The following is a 19,155-nucleotide window of genomic DNA, read 5'->3' on the forward strand; positions in this document are numbered from 1 at the left end:
ATGCTAGGGGGGAAACAAAATTGAGTATTTCGAGTAACGATAAGATGAAAGTACTATTAAAACAAATAAACTTGACAGAACCTGAAACTACTAATTTTTCGGAGAGTCAACTAACAAAGTTAGAAGTATTTAAAACGGAAAAGCGATGGCACTTTCATATCCAAATCAAACAAATCTTACCTGCTAAGGCGTATCGACTTTTCTGTTTGAAACTACAAGAAACCTTTTCGCATATTGCCACTGTTGATTGGACGCTTTATGCTGAAAGTAAAAATATAAGTAATGAAGAGGTTAGTGCCTATTGGCAGGATTTCATAGGGTCGGTTGGTGATCTTTCACCTGCATATAAAGATCTTGTCGAGCAGCAAAAACCACAAATAGATGGTAATAAGATTATTGTGACTGCTCGAAATGATGCGGAAGCAAATGCGCTTAAAAAAAGACTAGAGCCTGCATTTCGAACGTACTGTAATAAGATCGGCGCTATCGCTTATACATTAAAAGTTGATGCAAAGACTGAAATGGAAGATATTAAAAAGTTTAGAGAGCAAAAGGCTCTTGAAGATAAGGAATTAGTCCAAAAAGCTGTAATGGATAAAGAAGTTCGTGAAAAAGAGAAAGAGGCTGGCGTTTCAAACGAACCAGTAATGATTGGTTATAAAATTAAAGATGAACCAGTGCCGATGAAAGAAATACTAGAAGAAGAAAGACGGATTGTTGTACAAGGGTATGTATTTGCTGTTGATATTAGAGAGTTACGTTCTGGACGACACTTGTTAATCATTAAGGTAACAGACTATACGGATTCTTTCTCATTAAAAATGTTTTCAAAAGATGATCAAGATGGAGAAAAATTTAAAGCAGTTAAAGAGGGCATCTGGATTAAAGCAAGAGGTAGTGTGCAAACTGATACATTTACCAATGAGTTAACAATGATGCTTAATGATATTAATGAAATCAAAGTAAAGAAAAAAGAAGATAAAGCTCCAGAAGATGAGAAACGTGTGGAATTACATGCGCACACAACAATGAGTCAAATGGATGCAGTCGTGACAGCTTCAAAATTAATTGAACAAGCTAGCAAATGGGGACACAAAGCGTTTGCAATTACGGATCATGCAGTAGCACAATCTTATCCAGAAGCATATGCAGCAGGTCAAAAGCATGGTGTAAAAATTCTTTATGGATTAGAAGCAAATATTGTAGATGATGGCGTGCCAATTGCTTATAATGAACAAGACATTGACTTAGATACAGCTACGTATGTTGTTTTTGATGTAGAAACAACGGGTTTATCTGCTGTATACGATACAATTATTGAGTTGGCTGCTGTGAAGGTTAAAGGTGGAGATATCGTTGACCGGTTTGAATCATTTGTAAATCCCCATCATCCTTTGTCTGAGACTACCAATGATTTAACGGGCATTACGGATGATATGGTAAAAGACGCTCCTGATGTTGAACAAGTATTAGCAGATTTTAAAGAATGGGCTGGACAAGATATTTTGGTTGCTCATAATGCTAGCTTTGATATGGGATTCTTAAATCAAGGAAATGAAAAAGCGGGATTAGAAAAAGCGATTAACCCGGTCATTGATACATTAGAGTTAGCTCGATTTTTATTGCCAACTTTAAAAAGTCATCGTTTAAATACATTGTGTAAGAAATTCGATATCGAATTAACCCAACATCACCGTGCGATATATGATGCGGAAGCAACCGGCTATTTAATGTGGAAACTGTTAAAAGAGGCAAGAGAGAAAGAAATTACAAATCATAACCATTTTAATATTCATATGGGTGAGGGTAATGCGTATCAACGTGCACGTCCACATCACGCAACACTACTTGCGCAAAATGAAATTGGACTAAAAAACATTTATAAATTAGTTTCTTTAGCACATATCGATTATTTCTACAGAATACCACGTATTCCACGTTCTAAATTACAAGCACACCGTGAAGGTATTTTAGTTGGTTCTGGTTGTGAAAAAGGTGAAGTGTTTGAAACAATGATGCAAAAGTCACAAGAAGAAGCAGAGAAAGTTGCGGCCTTCTATGATTATATTGAAGTACATCCACCGGCTAACTATTATCCATTGATTAGTCGAGAGCTTGTCCAAAATGAAGCGCAAATTTTAGATATATTACGAAACCTTGTTGCGCTTGCCGATCGCTTGAAGAAACCTTGTGTTGCAACAGGAAATGTCCATTATTTAGAAGAACGAGATAAGTTATATCGTCAAATCCTTATTTCATCTCAAAATGGAAACCCGCTAAGTCGTCAAACACTACCGGATGTCCATTTCCGAACAACAGATGAAATGCTTGCGAGTTTTGATTTCTTAGGAACCGACAAGGCAAAAGAAATAGTTGTCACAAATACACAAGCAATCGCTGATCGATTAGAATCAATTAAACCGATAAAAGAAGATTTATATACACCAAACATCGATGGTGCAGAAGAAGAAATTCGAGAAATGAGCTATACCTTTGCTAAAAATCTCTATGGTAATGATTTACCTGAACTTGTCGAAAAGCGTATCGAAAAAGAGTTGAAAAGTATTATTGGGCACGGCTTTGCGGTTATTTATCTTATCTCGCATAAGCTTGTGAAAAAATCATTAGATGATGGTTATTTAGTGGGTTCTCGTGGTTCTGTTGGTTCTTCATTAATTGCAACATTGACGGAAATAACAGAAGTAAATCCATTACCACCACACTATGTTTGTGCGACGTGTCAGCATCATGAATTTTTCACGGATGGATCTGTTGGTAGTGGTTTTGATTTACCTGATAAGAATTGCCCGTCTTGTGAAACAAGCATGCGAAAAGATGGTCAGGATATCCCGTTTGAAACTTTCCTAGGCTTTAAGGGGGACAAAGTTCCGGATATTGATTTGAATTTCTCGGGTGAGTATCAATCAATAGCGCACAACTATACAAAAGTACTGTTTGGTGAAGATAAAGTGTTTCGGGCAGGTACAATTGGTACTGTGGCGGAGAAGACAGCGTATGGTTACGTAAAAGGATATGCGAGTGATCATCAATTACAAATGAAAGCTGTTGAAACAGATCGTTTAGTTCAAGGCTGTACGGGTGTGAAACGGACTTCAGGACAACACCCTGGTGGAATTATTGTTGTTCCAGATGATATGGATATCTATGACTTCACACCGATCCAGTTTCCAGCTGATGATCGTAATTCTGAATGGAAAACTACGCATTTCGATTTCCATTCCATTCACGATAATTTATTGAAACTAGATATACTTGGACATGATGATCCGACCGTGATTCGGATGTTACAAGATTTAAGTGGAATTGATCCAAAAACAATTCCAGTAGATGACGAAGAAGTAATGAAAATTTTCTCAGGTCCCGAAGTATTAGGTGTAAACGCAGAGCAAATCATGTGTAAGACCGGTACGTTAGGTGTTCCAGAGTTTGGTACGAAATTTGTTAGACAAATGCTAGAAGATACAAAGCCAAAAACATTCGCAGAGCTAGTAATTATCTCTGGCTTATCACACGGAACAGATGTATGGCTAGGTAATGCACAAGAACTAATTAATAAGGGCATTTGTAAGTTGCCAGATGTAATTGGGTGCCGTGATGATATTATGGTTTATCTGATGCATAAAGGATTAGATGCTTCATTAGCCTTTAAAATTATGGAATTCGTTCGTAAAGGAAAAGGTCTACAAGATGAATGGATTGTAGAAATGAAGAAAAACAATGTACCTGAATGGTATATTGATTCGTGTAAAAAAATTAAGTACATGTTTCCAAAAGCACACGCTGCTGCATACGTTTTAATGGCAGTTCGGATTGCTTATTTTAAAGTACATCATCCAATTCTTTTTTACGCAGCTTACTTCTCTGTTCGTGCAGATGACTTTGAATTAGACCTAATGGTGAAAGGTCCAACAGGGATTCGTAAACGTATAGAAGAAATTTTGGCTAAAGGAAATGATGCTTCAACAAAGGAAAAAAACGTTTTAACTGTGCTGGAATTAGCTCTTGAAATGAATGAAAGAGGATTTACTTTCCAAAGCGTTGATTTGTATAAATCGAGTGCAACAGATTTTCTTGTTGTTGAGAATAGTCTGATCCCTCCGTTTAACGCCGTTGATGGTTTAGGAACAAATGCAGCTCATAATATTGTCAAAGCGCGCGAAGAAGGTGAATTTTTATCGAAAGAAGACTTAAGAGAAAGAAGTAGAATATCTAAAACGGTTATAGAATATTTAGAGAATCATGGTAGCCTAAAAGGAATGGAAGATAAAAATCAATTATCGTTATTTTAAATAAAAGCTTTTTAAAAAAAGATTGCTTATTTTGGGAAAATCGATAAACTTTGACATACCGGTACCCCGTTCTGAAAATACACGATGCTTTCCGTGCCTACAGAAAGGGAGGCCATTTTCTGACGTAGCGTGTCTCGATTAACTTGTTATTGCACGTTTCCTTGCATGATATTAAGGAATATGGTATAGTAATTTATGGTACGAAATGATACGTTAGTAAGAAGGAGTGGGGAAACCCACTCTTTCTTCACACCTATCGTCCTTTTTGTTACATAGAAGCTTATTTTTAAAAAGGATGGTATACGTTTTGCACTGATTTCTTGTGCAGATTTCTTTTGATTTTAGTATGAAGCGTAGTATTCCCTTGCCGTTTTTTGGCAAGGGTTTTATGTTTCTTATATAAGATGTTAATGAAAAAGACTAAAATGTGTAAACTTTAAAAGTATGACTAAAAACGTAGTAGCCTAATGTAATACAGTTTAATTGCAGTGATAAAGGAGGCAACATGAATGGGAATGAAAGTAACGGAAAAAGCAGAACAACTTCTTGAACCTATCTTAGAAGAAATGGCGTTACAGCTTGTAGATATTGAGTTTGAAAAAGAAGGAAAAAACTGGTTTCTTCGTATTTTTATTGACAAGCAAGGTGGTATCGACATAGAAGAATGCGGCATTGTATCAGAGAAATTAAGCGAGCAATTAGATGCTGATGATCCAGTTGCAGTACCATACTATTTAGAGGTTTCTTCACCAGGTGCAGAGCGCCCATTGAAAAAACCACAAGATTTTATTGACCACATAGGCCATAACGTTTTCGTTACGTTATATGAACCTATCCAAGGTGCTAAATCGTTTGAAGGATTGTTAACAGCTTTTGAAGAGGATACCATAAAATTAGAAGTATTAAACAAAACAAGAAAACAAGAAGTAACTATTCCTTATCAAAAAATAGCAAAAGCCCGATTAGCAGTTACATTTAAATAAAGGGGGAGACATAGTGAGTAGTGAGCTTTTTGATGCCATTGATTATTTAGAAAAAGAAAAAGGTATTAACAAAGAAATATTAATGGAAGCGTTAGAGGCGGCGCTTATATCTGCTTATAAGAAGAATTTCAAATCCGCAACGAATGTACGAATCGATTTGAATGAAAAGACTGGGAGCATGCATGTTCTTTCAAGAAAAGAAGTTGTCGAAGAAGTAGAGGATAAGAACCAGGAGATTAGTCTAGAAGAAGCAAAAGGAATTAAACCAGATTATGATTTAGGCGATATAATTGAACTAGAGGTTACACCAAGAGATTTTGGACGAATCGCAGCACAAGCTGCGAAGCAAGTTGTGACACAGCGTGTTCGTGAAGCGGAACGTGGTGTTATATTCAATGAATACATTGACCGTGAAGAAGATATAATGAACGGGATTATCCAACGCATTGATCCCCGTTATGTTTATGTTAATCTGGGTAAGGTTGAGGCCAAGTTACCTGAGGGTGAACAAATGGCAACAGAAGACTATCATGTGCATGATCGACTTAAAGTCTTTGTGACGAAAGTTGAAAACACAAATAAAGGCCCACAAATCTTTGTTTCTAGAACACATCCAGGTCTTTTAAAACGTTTATTTGAAATGGAAGTTCCTGAAATTTACGATGGAACTGTAGAGATACGTTCTGTAGCGAGAGAAGCAGGAGACCGTTCTAAAATATCTGTTTATGCCGCAGATAGTGATGTTGATCCTGTTGGCTCTTGCGTTGGTCAAAGAGGTCAACGTGTTCAAACAATCGTTAATGAGCTTAAGGGTGAGAAAATTGATATTGTTGAATGGTCAGAAGATCCAGTTGTCTATGTATCGAATGCGTTAAGTCCATCAAAAGTCGTTGATGTTCTGGTAAATGAAAAAGATAAAGCAACAACTGTTATTGTTCCTGACAACCAATTATCACTGGCTATTGGTAAACGTGGTCAAAATGCTCGATTAGCAGCAAAATTGACCGGTTGGAAAATTGATATTAAAAACGAGTCAGATGCGCGTGAGGCTGGTTTAATAACTGAACCTGTTCGTGTACTTGATGAAGAAGCATCATTTGATGGAGACGGCGATTTATTTGATTAAGGAGGAGAAATAAGTTATGCCTAAAAAGAATAACAAGATTCCTCTTCGCAAATGTATTGTTACACAAGAAATGAAACCGAAACAAGCATTAATTCGAATTGTTCATAATAAAGATGGGGAAGTGTTTGTTGATCCATCCGGTAAAAAGAATGGCCGAGGGGCATATATTTCTAATAGTTTAGAAGTAGTAGAAAAAGCTGAAAAATCTAAAGTATTAGACCGTCATCTACAAACAAATGTAGACGAAACAGTGTATCAACAATTAAAGCAAGTGATAGAAGGTAAAGACATTGAGTAAGGGGAAAGAATATCTCAACTTAATTGGTTTAGCTTATCGTGCTCGTAAATTGACGTTAGGTGAAGAATTAATTATTAAAGATATCCAAAAACAAAAAGCGAAATTAGTACTGCTTGCAAGTGATACAGGTCCACAAACAACAAAGAAAATTACAGATAAATGTAATTTTTATGAAATTCCAATTCGAATTGTTGATGATCGGGATACAATATCACATGCAATGGGTAAGTCTGGAAGAGTAGCAATTGCTGTTTTAGATGAAGGTTTCGCTTCGAAAATAACCTCGTTACTCGATAAATCTATTCGGGGGTGAATGTATGAGTAAAATACGTGTATATGAATATGCAAAACAAAAGAATGTGTCTAGTAAAGAAATTATAAATAAATTAAAAGAAATTGATGTGGAAGTGTCCAATCATATGTCAACTATTTCTAGTGATACATCTACAAAGTTGGACGAAATATTTTCAAGTAATACAGAAGAAAATGCTGCACCAGATGCGGACAAAAAGAATCAAGAGCAATCAAAGAAAACTGATAAAAATGATTCTAGCAATGCACAATCTAAATCATCGCCTGAGTCCGTTGAAACATCTTCTACAAAAATAACCTATACAGATTCCTTAACTGTAGGTGAACTAGCTGAAAAATTAGGTAAAGATGCAACAGACCTGATTAAGAGTCTTATGGCAGCTGGAGTTATGGCTACTAAAAACCAAAGTTTAGATGATGAGACGATTTCGATGATGGCTGAAGAATATGGTGTGGAAGTTGAAAAAGAAGCAGAAGTTGATGAAATGGATTTAGATAACTTCATCCAAGAAATCAATCAAGGTGAAGCGATTGAACGTCCAGCTGTAGTTACGATTATGGGCCACGTTGATCATGGTAAAACAACTTTACTTGACTCTATTCGCCACACCAAAGTAACAGAAGGTGAAGCAGGAGGTATTACCCAACATATTGGTGCATATCAAATCGAGAGTAATGGTAAATTCATTACCTTCTTAGATACACCAGGACACGCTGCTTTCACAAGCATGCGTTCACGAGGCGCTCAAATAACTGATATTGCTATTCTTGTTGTAGCTGCAGATGATGGTGTTATGCCACAAACAGTCGAAGCGATTAATCATGCAAAGGCTGCTGAGGTTCCAATCATTATTGCAGTTAATAAAATGGATAAAGAAGGCGCTAATCCTGACCGTGTTATGCAAGAGTTAACAGAATATCAATTAATCCCTGAAGACTGGGGTGGAAATACAATATTTGTTCAACTATCTGCATTAAAAGGCGAAGGAATTGACGACTTGATCGAAATGATTCAACTAGTTGCAGAAGTAGAAGAATTAAAAGCAAACCCTGATAACCGTGCAATCGGTACTGTTATTGAATCACAGTTAGACAAAGGGCGTGGCCCAGTTGCAACACTACTGGTGCAAAATGGTACGTTACACGTAGGTGATCCAATTGTTGTTGGAAATACTTTTGGTCGTATTCGTGCAATGGTAAATGATGTAGGTCGTCGTGTTAAAGCAGTTGGACCATCAGCTCCAGTTGAAATAACTGGATTAAATGAAGTTCCATCTGCGGGTGATCACTTTGTTGTCTTTGCAGATGAGAAGAAAGCACGTCAAATCGGTGAAGCACGTCAACAAAAACAAATTGAAGCAAACCGTGGTGGCGGTGTTAAAGTTAGTTTGGATGATTTATTCGAACAAATTAAGCAAGGCGATATTAAAGATATTAACTTAATTATAAAAGCTGATGTACAAGGTTCATTAGGTGCTTTATCATCTTCTCTAGAGAAGATTGATGTGGAAGGCGTTAAGGTTCACATCATTCACATGGGTGTTGGTGCAATTACTGAATCAGATGTTATTTTGGCCTCTGCATCAAATGCAATTATTATTGGCTTTAATGTACGTCCTGATGTTAATGCTAAAAAAGCAGCTGAGTCAGAAAAAGTGGATGTACGCTTATATCGTGTTATCTACAAAATAATTGAAGAAATTGAAGCTGCAATGAAAGGAATGCTTGATCCAGAATTCGAAGAGAAGGTAATTGGACAAGCGGAGGTTCGCGAAATTTTCAAAGTATCTAAAATTGGTACAATTGCAGGTAGTTACGTAACTGATGGTAAAATTACACGTGATGCAGGCGTGCGCGTAATCCGTGATGGCATTGTAATTTATGAAGGTGAAATTGACACATTGAAAAGATTTAAGGATGATGTCAAGGAAGTTGCGCAAAACTATGAGTGCGGGATTACCGTAGAAAAGTTTAATGACATTAAAGAAGGCGACGTTTTTGAAGCGTATGTTATGGAAGAAATTAAACGCACATGATTCTTTATGCTGAAGTAGAATGTTATATCTATCATGCACATTCATTAAAGGAAAAACGGTCTGTTATTAAAAAGATAACAAAACGGATTCATAATGAGTACAATATTGCAATTAGTGAGATAGATTTTCAAGATCTTTGGCAACGCACAATGTTTGGTTTAGTAACGATCTCTAATGAGAAAGTACAGGCGGAGAGGGTAATCGATCAAGCGTTTAAGCTGATTGATTCTTTTCCGGAAATCGAACGAACAAAAACGCAAAAGGAATGGTTATAATTTAGTTAACCATTGCTGAATTTTAAGAGGTGAACTTCATGAATCAAATGAGAGCAAATCGCGTCGCAGAACAAATGAAAAAAGAGTTGGGTGATATCCTTAGTAGGAAAATTAAGGACCCGCGTGTTGGTTTTGTAACGATAACAGATGTCGAAGTTACAGGTGACTTACAACAAGCAAAGATTTATATATCTGTTCTAGGTGAAGAAAAACAAAAACATGATACATTAATTGGTTTGGCGAAAGCGAAAGGTTTTATTCGTTCTGAAATAGGTACACGCATTCGTTTACGTAAAACACCAGAATTGTTTTTTGAATTCGATGAAGCTATTGAAAAAGGGAATCGAATTGAAACCATCTTACGCGATATTAATGATTCTAATACGTGATATTTACTTCCTAAAACCCTTGTTCTATAATAGTACAAGGGTTTTAGTTTATTTTTTAATTGTACGCGATAGAATAAAAATTTAAAGAGATGGTGAATAAAGATTATGAATGGTATTCTACCACTGTGGAAACCAATAGGGCCTACATCCCATGATTGCGTTATCCAAATTAGAAAATTATGTCATACCAAAAAAGTTGGTCATACCGGAACACTGGATCCAGCAGTAGAAGGTGTATTGCCAATTTGTATTGGAGAGGCAACGAAAATTGTTCCATATCTAACGGATACGACAAAAACATATGTTGGAGAAGTAACACTCGGATATTCAACAGATACAGAAGATCAAACGGGTACTATTATCGAAGAAAAGTTAGTAGATGAAACGTTTGATATAGCTACACTAGAAACTGTATTAGCATCGTTTACAGGTGTAATTAGCCAAGTTGTTCCACTTTATTCTGCTGTTAGGGTAGATGGTAAGAAATTGTATGAATATGCAAGAACGAACGAGCCTGTTGAAAGACCATCACGTGAGGTTACAATTGAATCGATTAGATTATTGGAGGATTCACTAAAAGTTGAAGAGAAAGTTTTCCGGTTTTCATTTGAAGCAACATGTTCAAAGGGAACATATATGAGAACGCTATGTTTAGACATTGGTAAAAAACTAGGTTATCCTGCCCACATGTCTCATTTAGTTCGAACAGAAACAGGGAATATTACTGCTGCAGAGACATTTACGTTTGACCAATTAATAGAAAAAAGTGAGCTAGGGCAATTAGAAGAAACTTTACTTCCAATTCAGCAAGGTGTTGATCACTTAGATATTTATAACGTAGATGAACAACTAGCAAAAAAAGTTTGGCAAGGTCAGAAATTAGCGTTACCGGATCAAACGATAAAAACAGATCCGTTTAGAGTAGAGTACCAAGATGAACTTTTAGCAATTTATCAGATACATCCAACAAAAATCGAAGAGATAAAACCAGTACGTGTATTCCGTTACAATCAGGAAAGTAGGTGAAAACCTTGGAAATTATATCATTACAATATCCACACAAAATTATTCGAACAGAAATAGAAGAAACAGTTGCAGCTATTGGATTTTTCGATGGCATACATAAAGGGCATCAAAATGTTATTGAAACTGCAAGAGAAATTGCAAAAGAAGAGAATAGAAAGAGTGCAGTTATTACATTCTCACCTCATCCTTCTGTCGTACTGAAAAAGCAACAAAAGCCTGTTCATTATTTAACACCATTAATTGAAAAAAAAGCGATTCTAGAAGATATGGGTATTGATATTTTATATATCATTACATTTAATGAGGTTTTGTCAAAATTAGTTGCAAGTGAATTTGTTTCGGATTTTATTGTTGGACTTAACATTAAACATCTTGTTGCTGGTTTTGATTTCACATATGGATACAAGGGTAAAGGTACGATAGAAACATTGAGAGAACATGCAAAAGGTGAATTTGATCTTACGACAATTAATAAATTAGAAGATGAAGGCGAAAAAGTTAGCTCAACACGGATTCGAGATTTGTTGGCTAAGGGGAAAGTGAAGAAGATAAGTAATTTATTAAATAGACCTTTTCAAACGAGTGGAATCGTTATACAAGGTGAAAAACGTGGAAGAACAATTGGTTTTCCTACTGCTAATATAGATGTGGAAGAGGAGTATGCACTTCCTAAAGTCGGTGTTTACGCCGTTCGTGTTTCCATTAGTGATCAAAATAAGATTACGGGAATGGCTAATGTGGGCTATAAGCCAACGTTTCATGAAAGTAATCAAATAGATCGACCTACTATAGAAATTCATCTATTTGATTTTGAACAAGATATCTATGGTGAATCATTGCGAATAGAATGGATTGACTTTATTAGAAATGAAGTTAAATTTAATGGAATTGAGCAATTGATTGAACAATTAAAGAAAGATGAACAACAGATTCGACATTTGTTTACTACAATTGAAGATTAATACTTGCAATTTATTATAAAAGGATGTAATCTAAATAACGGAAACCTTCCACTTGGCAAATTGATTCTCCGACGTTTGCTAGGGGATAGGGGTTTACTAATTTTTACAGGAGGCTATTACAAATGGCTATAACACAAGAACGTAAAACTGAACTTATGAATGAGTTCAAAACACATGATAACGATACGGGATCTCCAGAGGTTCAGATCGCTGTCTTAACAGAAGATATTACGAATTTGAATGAGCATCTTCGTTTCCACAAGAAGGATCATCACTCACGTCGTGGTTTATTGAAAATGGTCGGTAAACGTCGTAACTTACTAAATTACTTACGTAATAATGATGTTGCTCGTTACCGTGATTTAATTCAAAAACTTGGTTTACGCAGATAATATACTAAAAAGCGGGATTATTCCCGCTTTTTCTGTATGTTTAAAATCAATCTGTTCATCCGATAATAGTTTGTAGGAAGTTATTCTTTTGGGTATATATATGTCGTATTATAATCCTTTCGCTCGATTCTGATCAAACAGTTGAAAAAATTTTTTCAACTGTTTGATCAGGATGGAGCAACATAATGTAAATGATGCAAAAGGATAGTAAAACAAGAAGTGATACGGATTTATATAGCCCTTATTATATGGACACACTACTACAAAAGGTTTCCAGGTAAATAAGAGAGGGGTACATAATTAAATGGTAGCAAATAAAAAAGTATTTTCGACAGAAATATCAGGTAACACATTTACAGTAGAAATTGGAGAATTAGCAAAACAGGCAAATGGTGCATGTATGATTCAATATGGGGATACTTCTGTCTTAGCAACAGCAACGGGTTCTAAAGAGCCAAAAGATTTACCGTTTTTCCCACTAACTGTAAACTACGAGGAACGTTTATATGCAGTAGGTAAAATTCCAGGAGGTTTTATTAAAAGAGAAGGTAGACCATCAGAAACAGCTGTTCTTACATCTCGTTTAATTGACCGTCCAATACGACCATTATTTCCAGACGGGTATCGTAACGATGTTCAAGTAATAAGTATGGTAATGAGTCTAGATCAAAACTGTCCGTCAGATATAGCTGCAATGATAGGTTCTTCGATAGCTCTATCTATCTCAGACATTCCATTTGATGGACCAATAGCCGGTGTTATTGTTGGACGAGTTGACGATAAATTTGTAATTAATCCTACTACTGAACAGCGCGAGAAGAGTGATATTGATCTTACCGTTGCTGGCACAAAACACGCGATTAACATGGTAGAAGCAGGGGCAGATGAAGTACCAGAAGATGTGATGCTTGAAGCTATTATGTTTGGACATGAAGAAATTAAACGTTTAGTTGCTTTTCAAGAAGAAATTATTGCTGAAGTTTCTAAAGAAAAAATGAATATTAAATTATTCGAATTAGATAAAGAATTAACTGTTGTAGTAGAAGAGAAAGTTAAAGCGACTTTAGTGACAGCAATTCAAATTCATGAAAAGCATGCCCGTGAAGAAGCTATTGATAAAGTAAAGAAAGACTTACTTGCGGAATATGAAGAGCAAGAAGCTGATGATAAAACAATTAAACACGTTAAAGGTATATTGGATAAGATCGTTAAAGAAGAAGTACGTCGTTTAATTACAAAAGAAAAAGTTAGACCAGATGGTCGTAAAATTGATGAAATACGTTCTTTAACCTCTCGTATTAGTGTACTTCCGAGAACGCACGGATCCGGTTTGTTCACACGTGGCCAAACACAAGCGTTAAGCATCTGTACACTGGGTGCTCTAGGTGATGTGCAAATTTTAGATGGTATTGGATTAGAAGAATCAAAACGTTTCATGCATCATTATAACTTCCCATTATTTAGTGTTGGGGAGACTGGTCCTATTAGAGGCCCAGGCCGTCGTGAAATTGGTCATGGTGCATTAGGAGAACGCGCATTAGAAAAAGTGTTGCCTTCTGAAAAAGACTTTCCTTATACGATTCGCCTTGTATCAGAAGTGTTAGAATCAAACGGATCTACTTCACAAGCGAGTATTTGTGCTAGTACATTAGCAATGATGGATGCAGGTGTACCAATTAAAGCACCAGTTGCTGGTATTGCAATGGGACTTATTAAATCGGGTGATGATTATACTATTTTAAGTGATATTCAAGGTATGGAAGATCACTTAGGAGATATGGACTTTAAAGTTGCCGGAACTGCTAAAGGTGTAACTGCTCTTCAAATGGATATTAAAATTGATGGTTTATCACGTGATATTTTAGAAGAAGCACTTACGCAAGCTAAAAAAGGTCGTATGCATATTCTAGAGCATATGCTTGAAACAATTAACGAACCAAAAGAAGAGTTATCCACATATGCTCCGAAAATCTTAACAATGTCTATTCATCCAGATAAGATTCGCGATGTAATTGGGCCAAGTGGTAAACAAATCAATAAAATTATTGAAGAAACTGGCGTGAAAATAGATATTGAGCAAGATGGTGGTGTATTCATTTCATCTATCAATAATGAAATGAATCAAAAAGCGAAGAAAATCATTGAAGATATTGTACGTGAAGTACAAGTTGGTGAAATGTATCTTGCTACAGTTAAACGAATTGAAAAATTTGGTGCATTCGTTGAATTATTTAAAGGTAAAGAAGGCCTTGTTCACATATCAGAAATGGCTGCTGAACGCATCAATAAAGTGGAAGACGTTGCTTCAATAGGTGATCAAATGATGGTCAAAGTAAAAGAAGTTGATCGTCAAGGTCGTATTAATTTATCACGCAAATCTGTTATAGCAGATGAAAAAGAAAAAGAAAGTAAATAATATTACCATTAAAAAGAAACTGGATTACCAGTTTCTTTTTCTTACATACTAAACTTTAGCAAAGTGAAACAGGCATTTAAGTCTTGGTAAACTTAGTCGTTTCGTAATAAACAACAATTTTCTAGAAAACAGAATTTTTAATGGTTGACAAGCAATCCGAACCTTAAAAAATCAATGATTAGCACATGGTTTTTGGTTTAAAGTTGAGTTGCATATAAATAAAAAATAACAGTTAATAAAATAGGAGGGCATCTAGATGCTTCAGAAACATACTTCCAGAAATGGATTACGTATTGTATTGGAAAATATCGCGAGTGTTAGATCCGTAACAATTGGCGTGTGGGTTCGAACTGGTTCAAGAGATGAAACAGTAGAAAATAACGGGATCTCTCACTTTTTAGAGCATATGTTTTTTAAAGGTACTGAAAAAAGAACTGCAAAAGAAATTGCCGAAGAGTTTGATGCGATTGGCGGACAAGTAAATGCTTTTACATCAAAAGAGTATACATGCTACTATGCGAAAGTTCTTGATACACATAAAGAATTTGCCTTAGAGATGTTAACCGATATGTTCTTTCATTCGAAATTTGCTCAAGAAGAAATTGATAAAGAAAAGAATGTTGTATTAGAAGAAATAAAGATGGCAGAAGACACACCAGATGACATCGTTCATGACTTATTAGCTGAAGCTTCTTACGGTGGACAGCCATTAGGATTTCCTATTTTAGGTATAGAAGAAAGATTAAATGCTTTCACATCTGAAGATTTGCATCAGTACCAACTGGAACACTACCGCCCAGATAATATAGTGATATCTGTAGCAGGAAATGTCGATACATCTTTTATCGATAAAATTGAAACAGCTTTTGATCAATTTAAGCAAACTAGCAAAGTTAGTACGTTGGAAAAATCAATTTTTACTCCGAAACAGTTAACACGTAAAAAGGAAACAGAACAAGCTCACTTATGCTTAGGGTATCAAGGTTTGCCAATTGGGGCTACGAATATCTTTAGTTTAGTCATTGTTAATAATGTACTTGGTGGCAGCATGAGTTCAAGATTGTTTCAAGAGATTAGAGAAAATCGTGGATTAGCTTATTCTGTGTTTTCTTATCACAGTTCGTTTCTTGATGATGGATTGTTAACGATCTATGCTGGGACAGGTAATGAACATCTTCCCGTTCTTAAAGAAACGATACATCAGACAGTAGCAGAATTAATCGAGCATGGCCTTACAGACAAAGAGTTACGTAATAGTAAAGAACAATTAAAAGGAAATCTTGTACTAGGTTTAGAAAGTACAAATAGCCGCATGAGTCGAAATGGTAAAAATGAGTTACTTATGGGTAAGCATCGTAGTTTGGATGAGTTAATAACTGAAATTGATGCGGTAAGTATGGAGTCAACGAATGAATTAATTAAACAAATATTCAAGTCGGATTATGCAAGTGCATTAATTTCTTCATGAAAAAAGCATAGTCAAGTTCACCTTCTCATACTTTTTATAAAGATGAAGGAGGAAAAAAGTATGCGGTATAAGACTTTAAGTGGCAAAGAAATTGTTGATCTTGATAGTGGCTCTAGATTAGGTGTGTTAGGGCAGACAGATATTGAATTAGATGAAAAAACAGGTCAAATTACAGCCTTCATTATTCCTAATTACACGTGGTTAGGGATGAAAAAAGAAGGAGAAAATCTGCGAATAAATTGGTCAGATATTCAGAAAATAGGCGAGGATATGATAATGGTTAATCGTCTCCCTCCTACTAAATAGTAGAAATGGATTATTAACTATCATACTTTCTAAATAGCTAATCGACAAGATGGAAATATAATCTGTTGATTAGCTTTTTTATATAGATCATTGTCTTATTTAATCTGCATTGTAGTTAAAACCTTCACTTTACTGCCAATAATTCATATGATATTAAGAAAATTTATAAAGCAAAATAGTAGTGAAATATTGTTTGTGAAAGAGGTGGAATTATGGATTCATCCATCCGTATGGCTATCTTAGGTGGAGATGCACGTTATCTTGAAATGATTAAGAAGCTTTCCGAAAATGATAACTTAAAAATGGAATTAGTTGGTTTTGATCAATTGAATCAAGGGTTTACAGGTATTAAACAAACAGATTTTGAAGAGTTGGAAACAGAATCTCTTGATGTAATTGTTTTACCGATTCCAGGTACTGATGAAGAAGGTTATATTGATACTATTTTTTCTAATCAAAAAATACAGCTTAAGGAGGAATGGTTTGATACATTAGCAAAAGACTGTTTGATATTCTCCGGAATAACAACACCTTATTTGAGTAAATGTGTGAAAAAATCGGGTCTAAAACTTATCCCGCTAATGGACAGAGACGATGTTGCCATTTATAATTCTATCCCAACTACAGAAGGTACAATTATGCTCGCCATTCAGCATACCAATTTTACGATTCATAGTGCTCGAATTGTTGTGTTAGGAATGGGGAGAGTCGGACTGAGTGTGGCAAGTAAATTTTCAGGGTTAGGAGCAAATGTGGCGGTTGGGACGAGAAAAGATGTAGATGTAGCACGTGCTTTTGAAATGGGGATGCAAGGTTTTCACATGGAAGAGTTACCTGCATATACTGGGCAGTGTGATATTTTAATCAACACGATTCCAAGTAAAGTTGTTACCGAATCAGCGTTAAACTTAATGAAATCTAATGCGTTAATTATTGACTTAGCGTCTAAACCTGGTGGGGTTGACTTTGTCTATGCTAAAAAAAGGGGAATTACAGCTATACACGCACTAGGGTTACCGGGGATGGTGGCTCCAAAAACAGCAGGAGAAATATTAGGAAATGTTATTAATCAACTCATTACACAAATAAAAGAAAGCGGGGAGAAGCGACAGTGTTAAAAGGAAAAAAAATTGGTTTTGGTATAACAGGCTCACATTGCACATACGCGGCGGTATTTCCAGAAATGCAAAAATTAATTGATCTAGGTGCAGAGTTGGTCCCAGTCATTTCAAATACCGTTCAAGAAACAGATACAAGATTTGGTAAAGCAGAAGATCATATTAAAACAATAACAGAAATTACAGGAAGAAAACCAATTGGTTCAATTGTTGATGCGGAGCCACTTGGCCCGGTTGAACCGTTGGATTGTATGGTTATAGCACCTTTAACTGGGAATTCAATGAGTCGATTGGCAAACGGTATATCAGACTCAGCTGTACTAATGTCTGCAAAGGCAACAATGCGTAATGGTAATCCAGTTGTTCTAGGAATTGCGACAAATGATGCACTAGGATTAAATGGTGTGAATTTGATGCGTTTAATGGCAACTAAATTAATCTATTTTGTACCATATGGTCAAGATGATTATATTAAAAAGCCAAATTCTTTAGTTGCAGATATGACTCTATTATCCTCTACAATCACACAAGCATTATCCCACAAACAAATACAGCCAGTTTTAATACCGAAGATGGTTACAGAATAATATACTGTAGGAATACCCTTTCCTTAACAGAGTATGTTAAAATAGAGATTACAAATTTAATCATTTTAACTTATAGGTAAGGAAGGGGATTTATTATGACAGAAATTAAAGGTTATCATGTTGCAGTAGTTGGTGCTACTGGAGCTGTAGGTCAAAAAATACTAGAAACACTAGAGAAAAAGGATTTTCCAATTGGACAGTTAACATTATTATCTTCTCCACGTTCAGCTGGAACTAAAATAAAATTCAAGGATGAAACGTTTACTGTTCAAGAAGCTACACCTGGAAGCTTTGAAGGAGTTAATATAGCACTTTTCTCAGCTGGTGGTTCTGTGTCTAAATCCCTAGCGCATGAGGCGGTAGCTCGTGGTGCAGTTGTAATAGATAATACAAGCGCTTTTAGAATGGATGAAAATATTCCATTGGTTGTCCCAGAAGTGAATGAATCTGATATTGAAAAACATAACGGTATTATTGCCAATCCAAACTGTTCTACGATTCAAATGGTTGCGGCACTTAAACCAATAGAAAAAGCATTTGGACTAAATCGAGTAATAGTTTCTACTTATCAAGCTGTTTCAGGCGCAGGTGCAAAAGCAGTTGAAGAATTAAGAGAACAATCGCAAGCCTTTTTGAATGGAGAAGAACTTGCTCCTGAACTATTGCCTGTTAAGGGTGAAAAGAAACATTATCCAATCGCTTTTAATGCATTACCTCAAATTGATGTATTTCAAGAAAATGGGTATACATTTGAAGAAATGAAAATGATTAATGAAACAAAAAAAATTCTACACGCATCCGAATTAGCTGTTGCAGCTACTTGTGTACGTTTACCATTTTTCACATCACATGCAGAAAGTGTGTATGTTGAAATTGATGATCCTGGTGTATCAGTTGCAGCTGTCCAAGAGGTTTTGGCACATGCACCTGGTATCGTTTTAGAAGATGATCCATCAAATCAAGTGTATCCAACACCATTAAGTGCAGTAGGTAGTGGTGACGTTTTTGTAGGTAGAGTAAGAAAAGATCTTGACGAACCTAAAGGGTTCCACCTATGGGTTGTTTCGGATAACTTATTAAAAGGCGCAGCATGGAATTCTGTGCAAATCGCTGAATCATTAATTAAAAATAACTGGCTATAATTTAGAGGT

At 35.7% G+C, this 19,155-nt stretch carries 17 protein-coding genes; all 17 read left to right on the forward strand.

The annotated features are described in order from the left end of the window. The first annotated feature begins 20 nt into the window (after positions 1 to 20). Positions 21 to 4,310, forward strand: a complete 4,290-nt coding sequence (locus D2K60_RS14705) for a PolC-type DNA polymerase III (protein ID WP_117169677.1) — start codon at positions 21 to 23, stop codon at positions 4,308 to 4,310. A gap of 509 nt (positions 4,311 to 4,819) precedes the next feature. Beyond that, positions 4,820 to 5,293: a ribosome maturation factor RimP gene (gene rimP, locus D2K60_RS14710; RefSeq protein WP_117169676.1), complete on the forward strand. Its 474-nt coding sequence runs from the start codon at positions 4,820 to 4,822 to the stop codon at positions 5,291 to 5,293. A 13-nt stretch (positions 5,294 to 5,306) separates the two neighbouring features. Continuing rightward, positions 5,307 to 6,419, forward strand: a complete 1,113-nt coding sequence (gene nusA, locus D2K60_RS14715) for a transcription termination factor NusA (protein ID WP_117169675.1) — start codon at positions 5,307 to 5,309, stop codon at positions 6,417 to 6,419. Between the two features lie 16 nt (positions 6,420 to 6,435). Next, complete coding sequence (rnpM, locus tag D2K60_RS14720; RefSeq protein WP_117169674.1) at positions 6,436 to 6,717, forward strand: RNase P modulator RnpM; 282 nt, start codon at positions 6,436 to 6,438, stop codon at positions 6,715 to 6,717. After that, a complete protein-coding gene (locus tag D2K60_RS14725; protein WP_117169673.1) occupies positions 6,710 to 7,030 on the forward strand; it encodes a YlxQ family RNA-binding protein in 321 nt (106 codons plus the stop codon). Before rnpM ends, D2K60_RS14725 begins: the two co-directional genes overlap by 8 nt. Positions 7,031 to 7,034: 4 nt before the next feature. Continuing rightward, a complete protein-coding gene (gene infB, locus D2K60_RS14730) occupies positions 7,035 to 9,065 on the forward strand; it encodes a translation initiation factor IF-2 (protein ID WP_117169672.1) in 2,031 nt (676 codons plus the stop codon). After that, the gene (locus tag D2K60_RS14735) at positions 9,062 to 9,340 is read left to right on the forward strand and encodes a DUF503 domain-containing protein (protein WP_117169671.1); all 279 of its coding nucleotides are present in this window, start codon (positions 9,062 to 9,064) and stop codon (positions 9,338 to 9,340) included. The genes infB and D2K60_RS14735 overlap by 4 nt, the downstream gene beginning before the upstream one ends. Before the next feature lie 38 nt (positions 9,341 to 9,378). Continuing rightward, entirely contained in the window at positions 9,379 to 9,729 is a 351-nt protein-coding gene (rbfA, locus tag D2K60_RS14740; RefSeq protein ID WP_117169670.1) for a 30S ribosome-binding factor RbfA, read from the forward strand. Between the two features lie 105 nt (positions 9,730 to 9,834). Continuing rightward, positions 9,835 to 10,755 (forward strand): tRNA pseudouridine(55) synthase TruB, encoded by a 921-nt coding sequence (gene truB / locus D2K60_RS14745; protein WP_117169669.1) that lies wholly within the window; start codon positions 9,835 to 9,837, stop codon positions 10,753 to 10,755. A 5-nt stretch (positions 10,756 to 10,760) separates the two neighbouring features. Beyond that, complete coding sequence (locus tag D2K60_RS14750; protein WP_117169668.1) at positions 10,761 to 11,717, forward strand: bifunctional riboflavin kinase/FAD synthetase; 957 nt, start codon at positions 10,761 to 10,763, stop codon at positions 11,715 to 11,717. A gap of 122 nt (positions 11,718 to 11,839) precedes the next feature. Continuing rightward, positions 11,840 to 12,109 carry a 30S ribosomal protein S15 gene (gene rpsO / locus D2K60_RS14755; RefSeq protein ID WP_117169667.1) on the forward strand — a complete coding sequence of 90 codons (270 nt, stop codon included), beginning with the start codon at positions 11,840 to 11,842 and terminating at the stop codon, positions 12,107 to 12,109. A gap of 304 nt (positions 12,110 to 12,413) precedes the next feature. Continuing rightward, on the forward strand, positions 12,414 to 14,525 hold the full coding sequence (pnp, locus tag D2K60_RS14760; protein ID WP_117169666.1) for a polyribonucleotide nucleotidyltransferase: 2,112 nt from the start codon (positions 12,414 to 12,416) through the stop codon (positions 14,523 to 14,525). 256 nt (positions 14,526 to 14,781) lie between these two features. Further along, positions 14,782 to 15,993 carry a M16 family metallopeptidase gene (locus D2K60_RS14765; RefSeq protein WP_117169665.1) on the forward strand — a complete coding sequence of 404 codons (1,212 nt, stop codon included), beginning with the start codon at positions 14,782 to 14,784 and terminating at the stop codon, positions 15,991 to 15,993. A gap of 60 nt (positions 15,994 to 16,053) precedes the next feature. Then, positions 16,054 to 16,299, forward strand: coding sequence for a YlmC/YmxH family sporulation protein (locus D2K60_RS14770; protein ID WP_117169664.1), 246 nt, complete (start codon positions 16,054 to 16,056; stop codon positions 16,297 to 16,299). A gap of 212 nt (positions 16,300 to 16,511) precedes the next feature. Continuing rightward, complete coding sequence (gene dpaA, locus D2K60_RS14775) at positions 16,512 to 17,417, forward strand: dipicolinic acid synthetase subunit A (RefSeq protein WP_117169663.1); 906 nt, start codon at positions 16,512 to 16,514, stop codon at positions 17,415 to 17,417. After that, positions 17,411 to 18,004 (forward strand): dipicolinate synthase subunit B, encoded by a 594-nt coding sequence (locus D2K60_RS14780; protein ID WP_117169662.1) that lies wholly within the window; start codon positions 17,411 to 17,413, stop codon positions 18,002 to 18,004. Before dpaA ends, D2K60_RS14780 begins: the two co-directional genes overlap by 7 nt. Positions 18,005 to 18,099: 95 nt before the next feature. Next, positions 18,100 to 19,146, forward strand: a complete 1,047-nt coding sequence (asd, locus tag D2K60_RS14785) for an aspartate-semialdehyde dehydrogenase (RefSeq protein ID WP_117169661.1) — start codon at positions 18,100 to 18,102, stop codon at positions 19,144 to 19,146. Positions 19,147 to 19,155 lie beyond the last annotated feature (9 nt).

This window comes from Paraliobacillus sediminis (genome assembly GCF_003426055.1).

Excerpts from the sequence above, each read along its gene's own strand:
- rimP (WP_117169676.1), top strand. The coding sequence starts at position 4,820 with ATGGGAATGAAAGTAACGGAAAAAGCAGAACAACTTCTTGAACCTATC.
- rnpM (WP_117169674.1), top strand. The coding sequence starts at position 6,436 with ATGCCTAAAAAGAATAACAAGATTCCTCTTCGCAAATGTATTGTTACA.
- infB (WP_117169672.1), top strand. The coding sequence starts at position 7,035 with ATGAGTAAAATACGTGTATATGAATATGCAAAACAAAAGAATGTGTCT.
- D2K60_RS14735 (WP_117169671.1), top strand. The coding sequence starts at position 9,062 with ATGATTCTTTATGCTGAAGTAGAATGTTATATCTATCATGCACATTCA.
- rbfA (WP_117169670.1), top strand. The coding sequence starts at position 9,379 with ATGAATCAAATGAGAGCAAATCGCGTCGCAGAACAAATGAAAAAAGAG.
- truB (WP_117169669.1), top strand. The coding sequence starts at position 9,835 with ATGAATGGTATTCTACCACTGTGGAAACCAATAGGGCCTACATCCCAT.
- rpsO (WP_117169667.1), top strand. The coding sequence starts at position 11,840 with ATGGCTATAACACAAGAACGTAAAACTGAACTTATGAATGAGTTCAAA.
- pnp (WP_117169666.1), top strand. The coding sequence starts at position 12,414 with ATGGTAGCAAATAAAAAAGTATTTTCGACAGAAATATCAGGTAACACA.
- D2K60_RS14765 (WP_117169665.1), top strand. The coding sequence starts at position 14,782 with ATGCTTCAGAAACATACTTCCAGAAATGGATTACGTATTGTATTGGAA.
- D2K60_RS14770 (WP_117169664.1), top strand. The coding sequence starts at position 16,054 with ATGCGGTATAAGACTTTAAGTGGCAAAGAAATTGTTGATCTTGATAGT.
- dpaA (WP_117169663.1), top strand. The coding sequence starts at position 16,512 with ATGGATTCATCCATCCGTATGGCTATCTTAGGTGGAGATGCACGTTAT.
- asd (WP_117169661.1), top strand. The coding sequence starts at position 18,100 with ATGACAGAAATTAAAGGTTATCATGTTGCAGTAGTTGGTGCTACTGGA.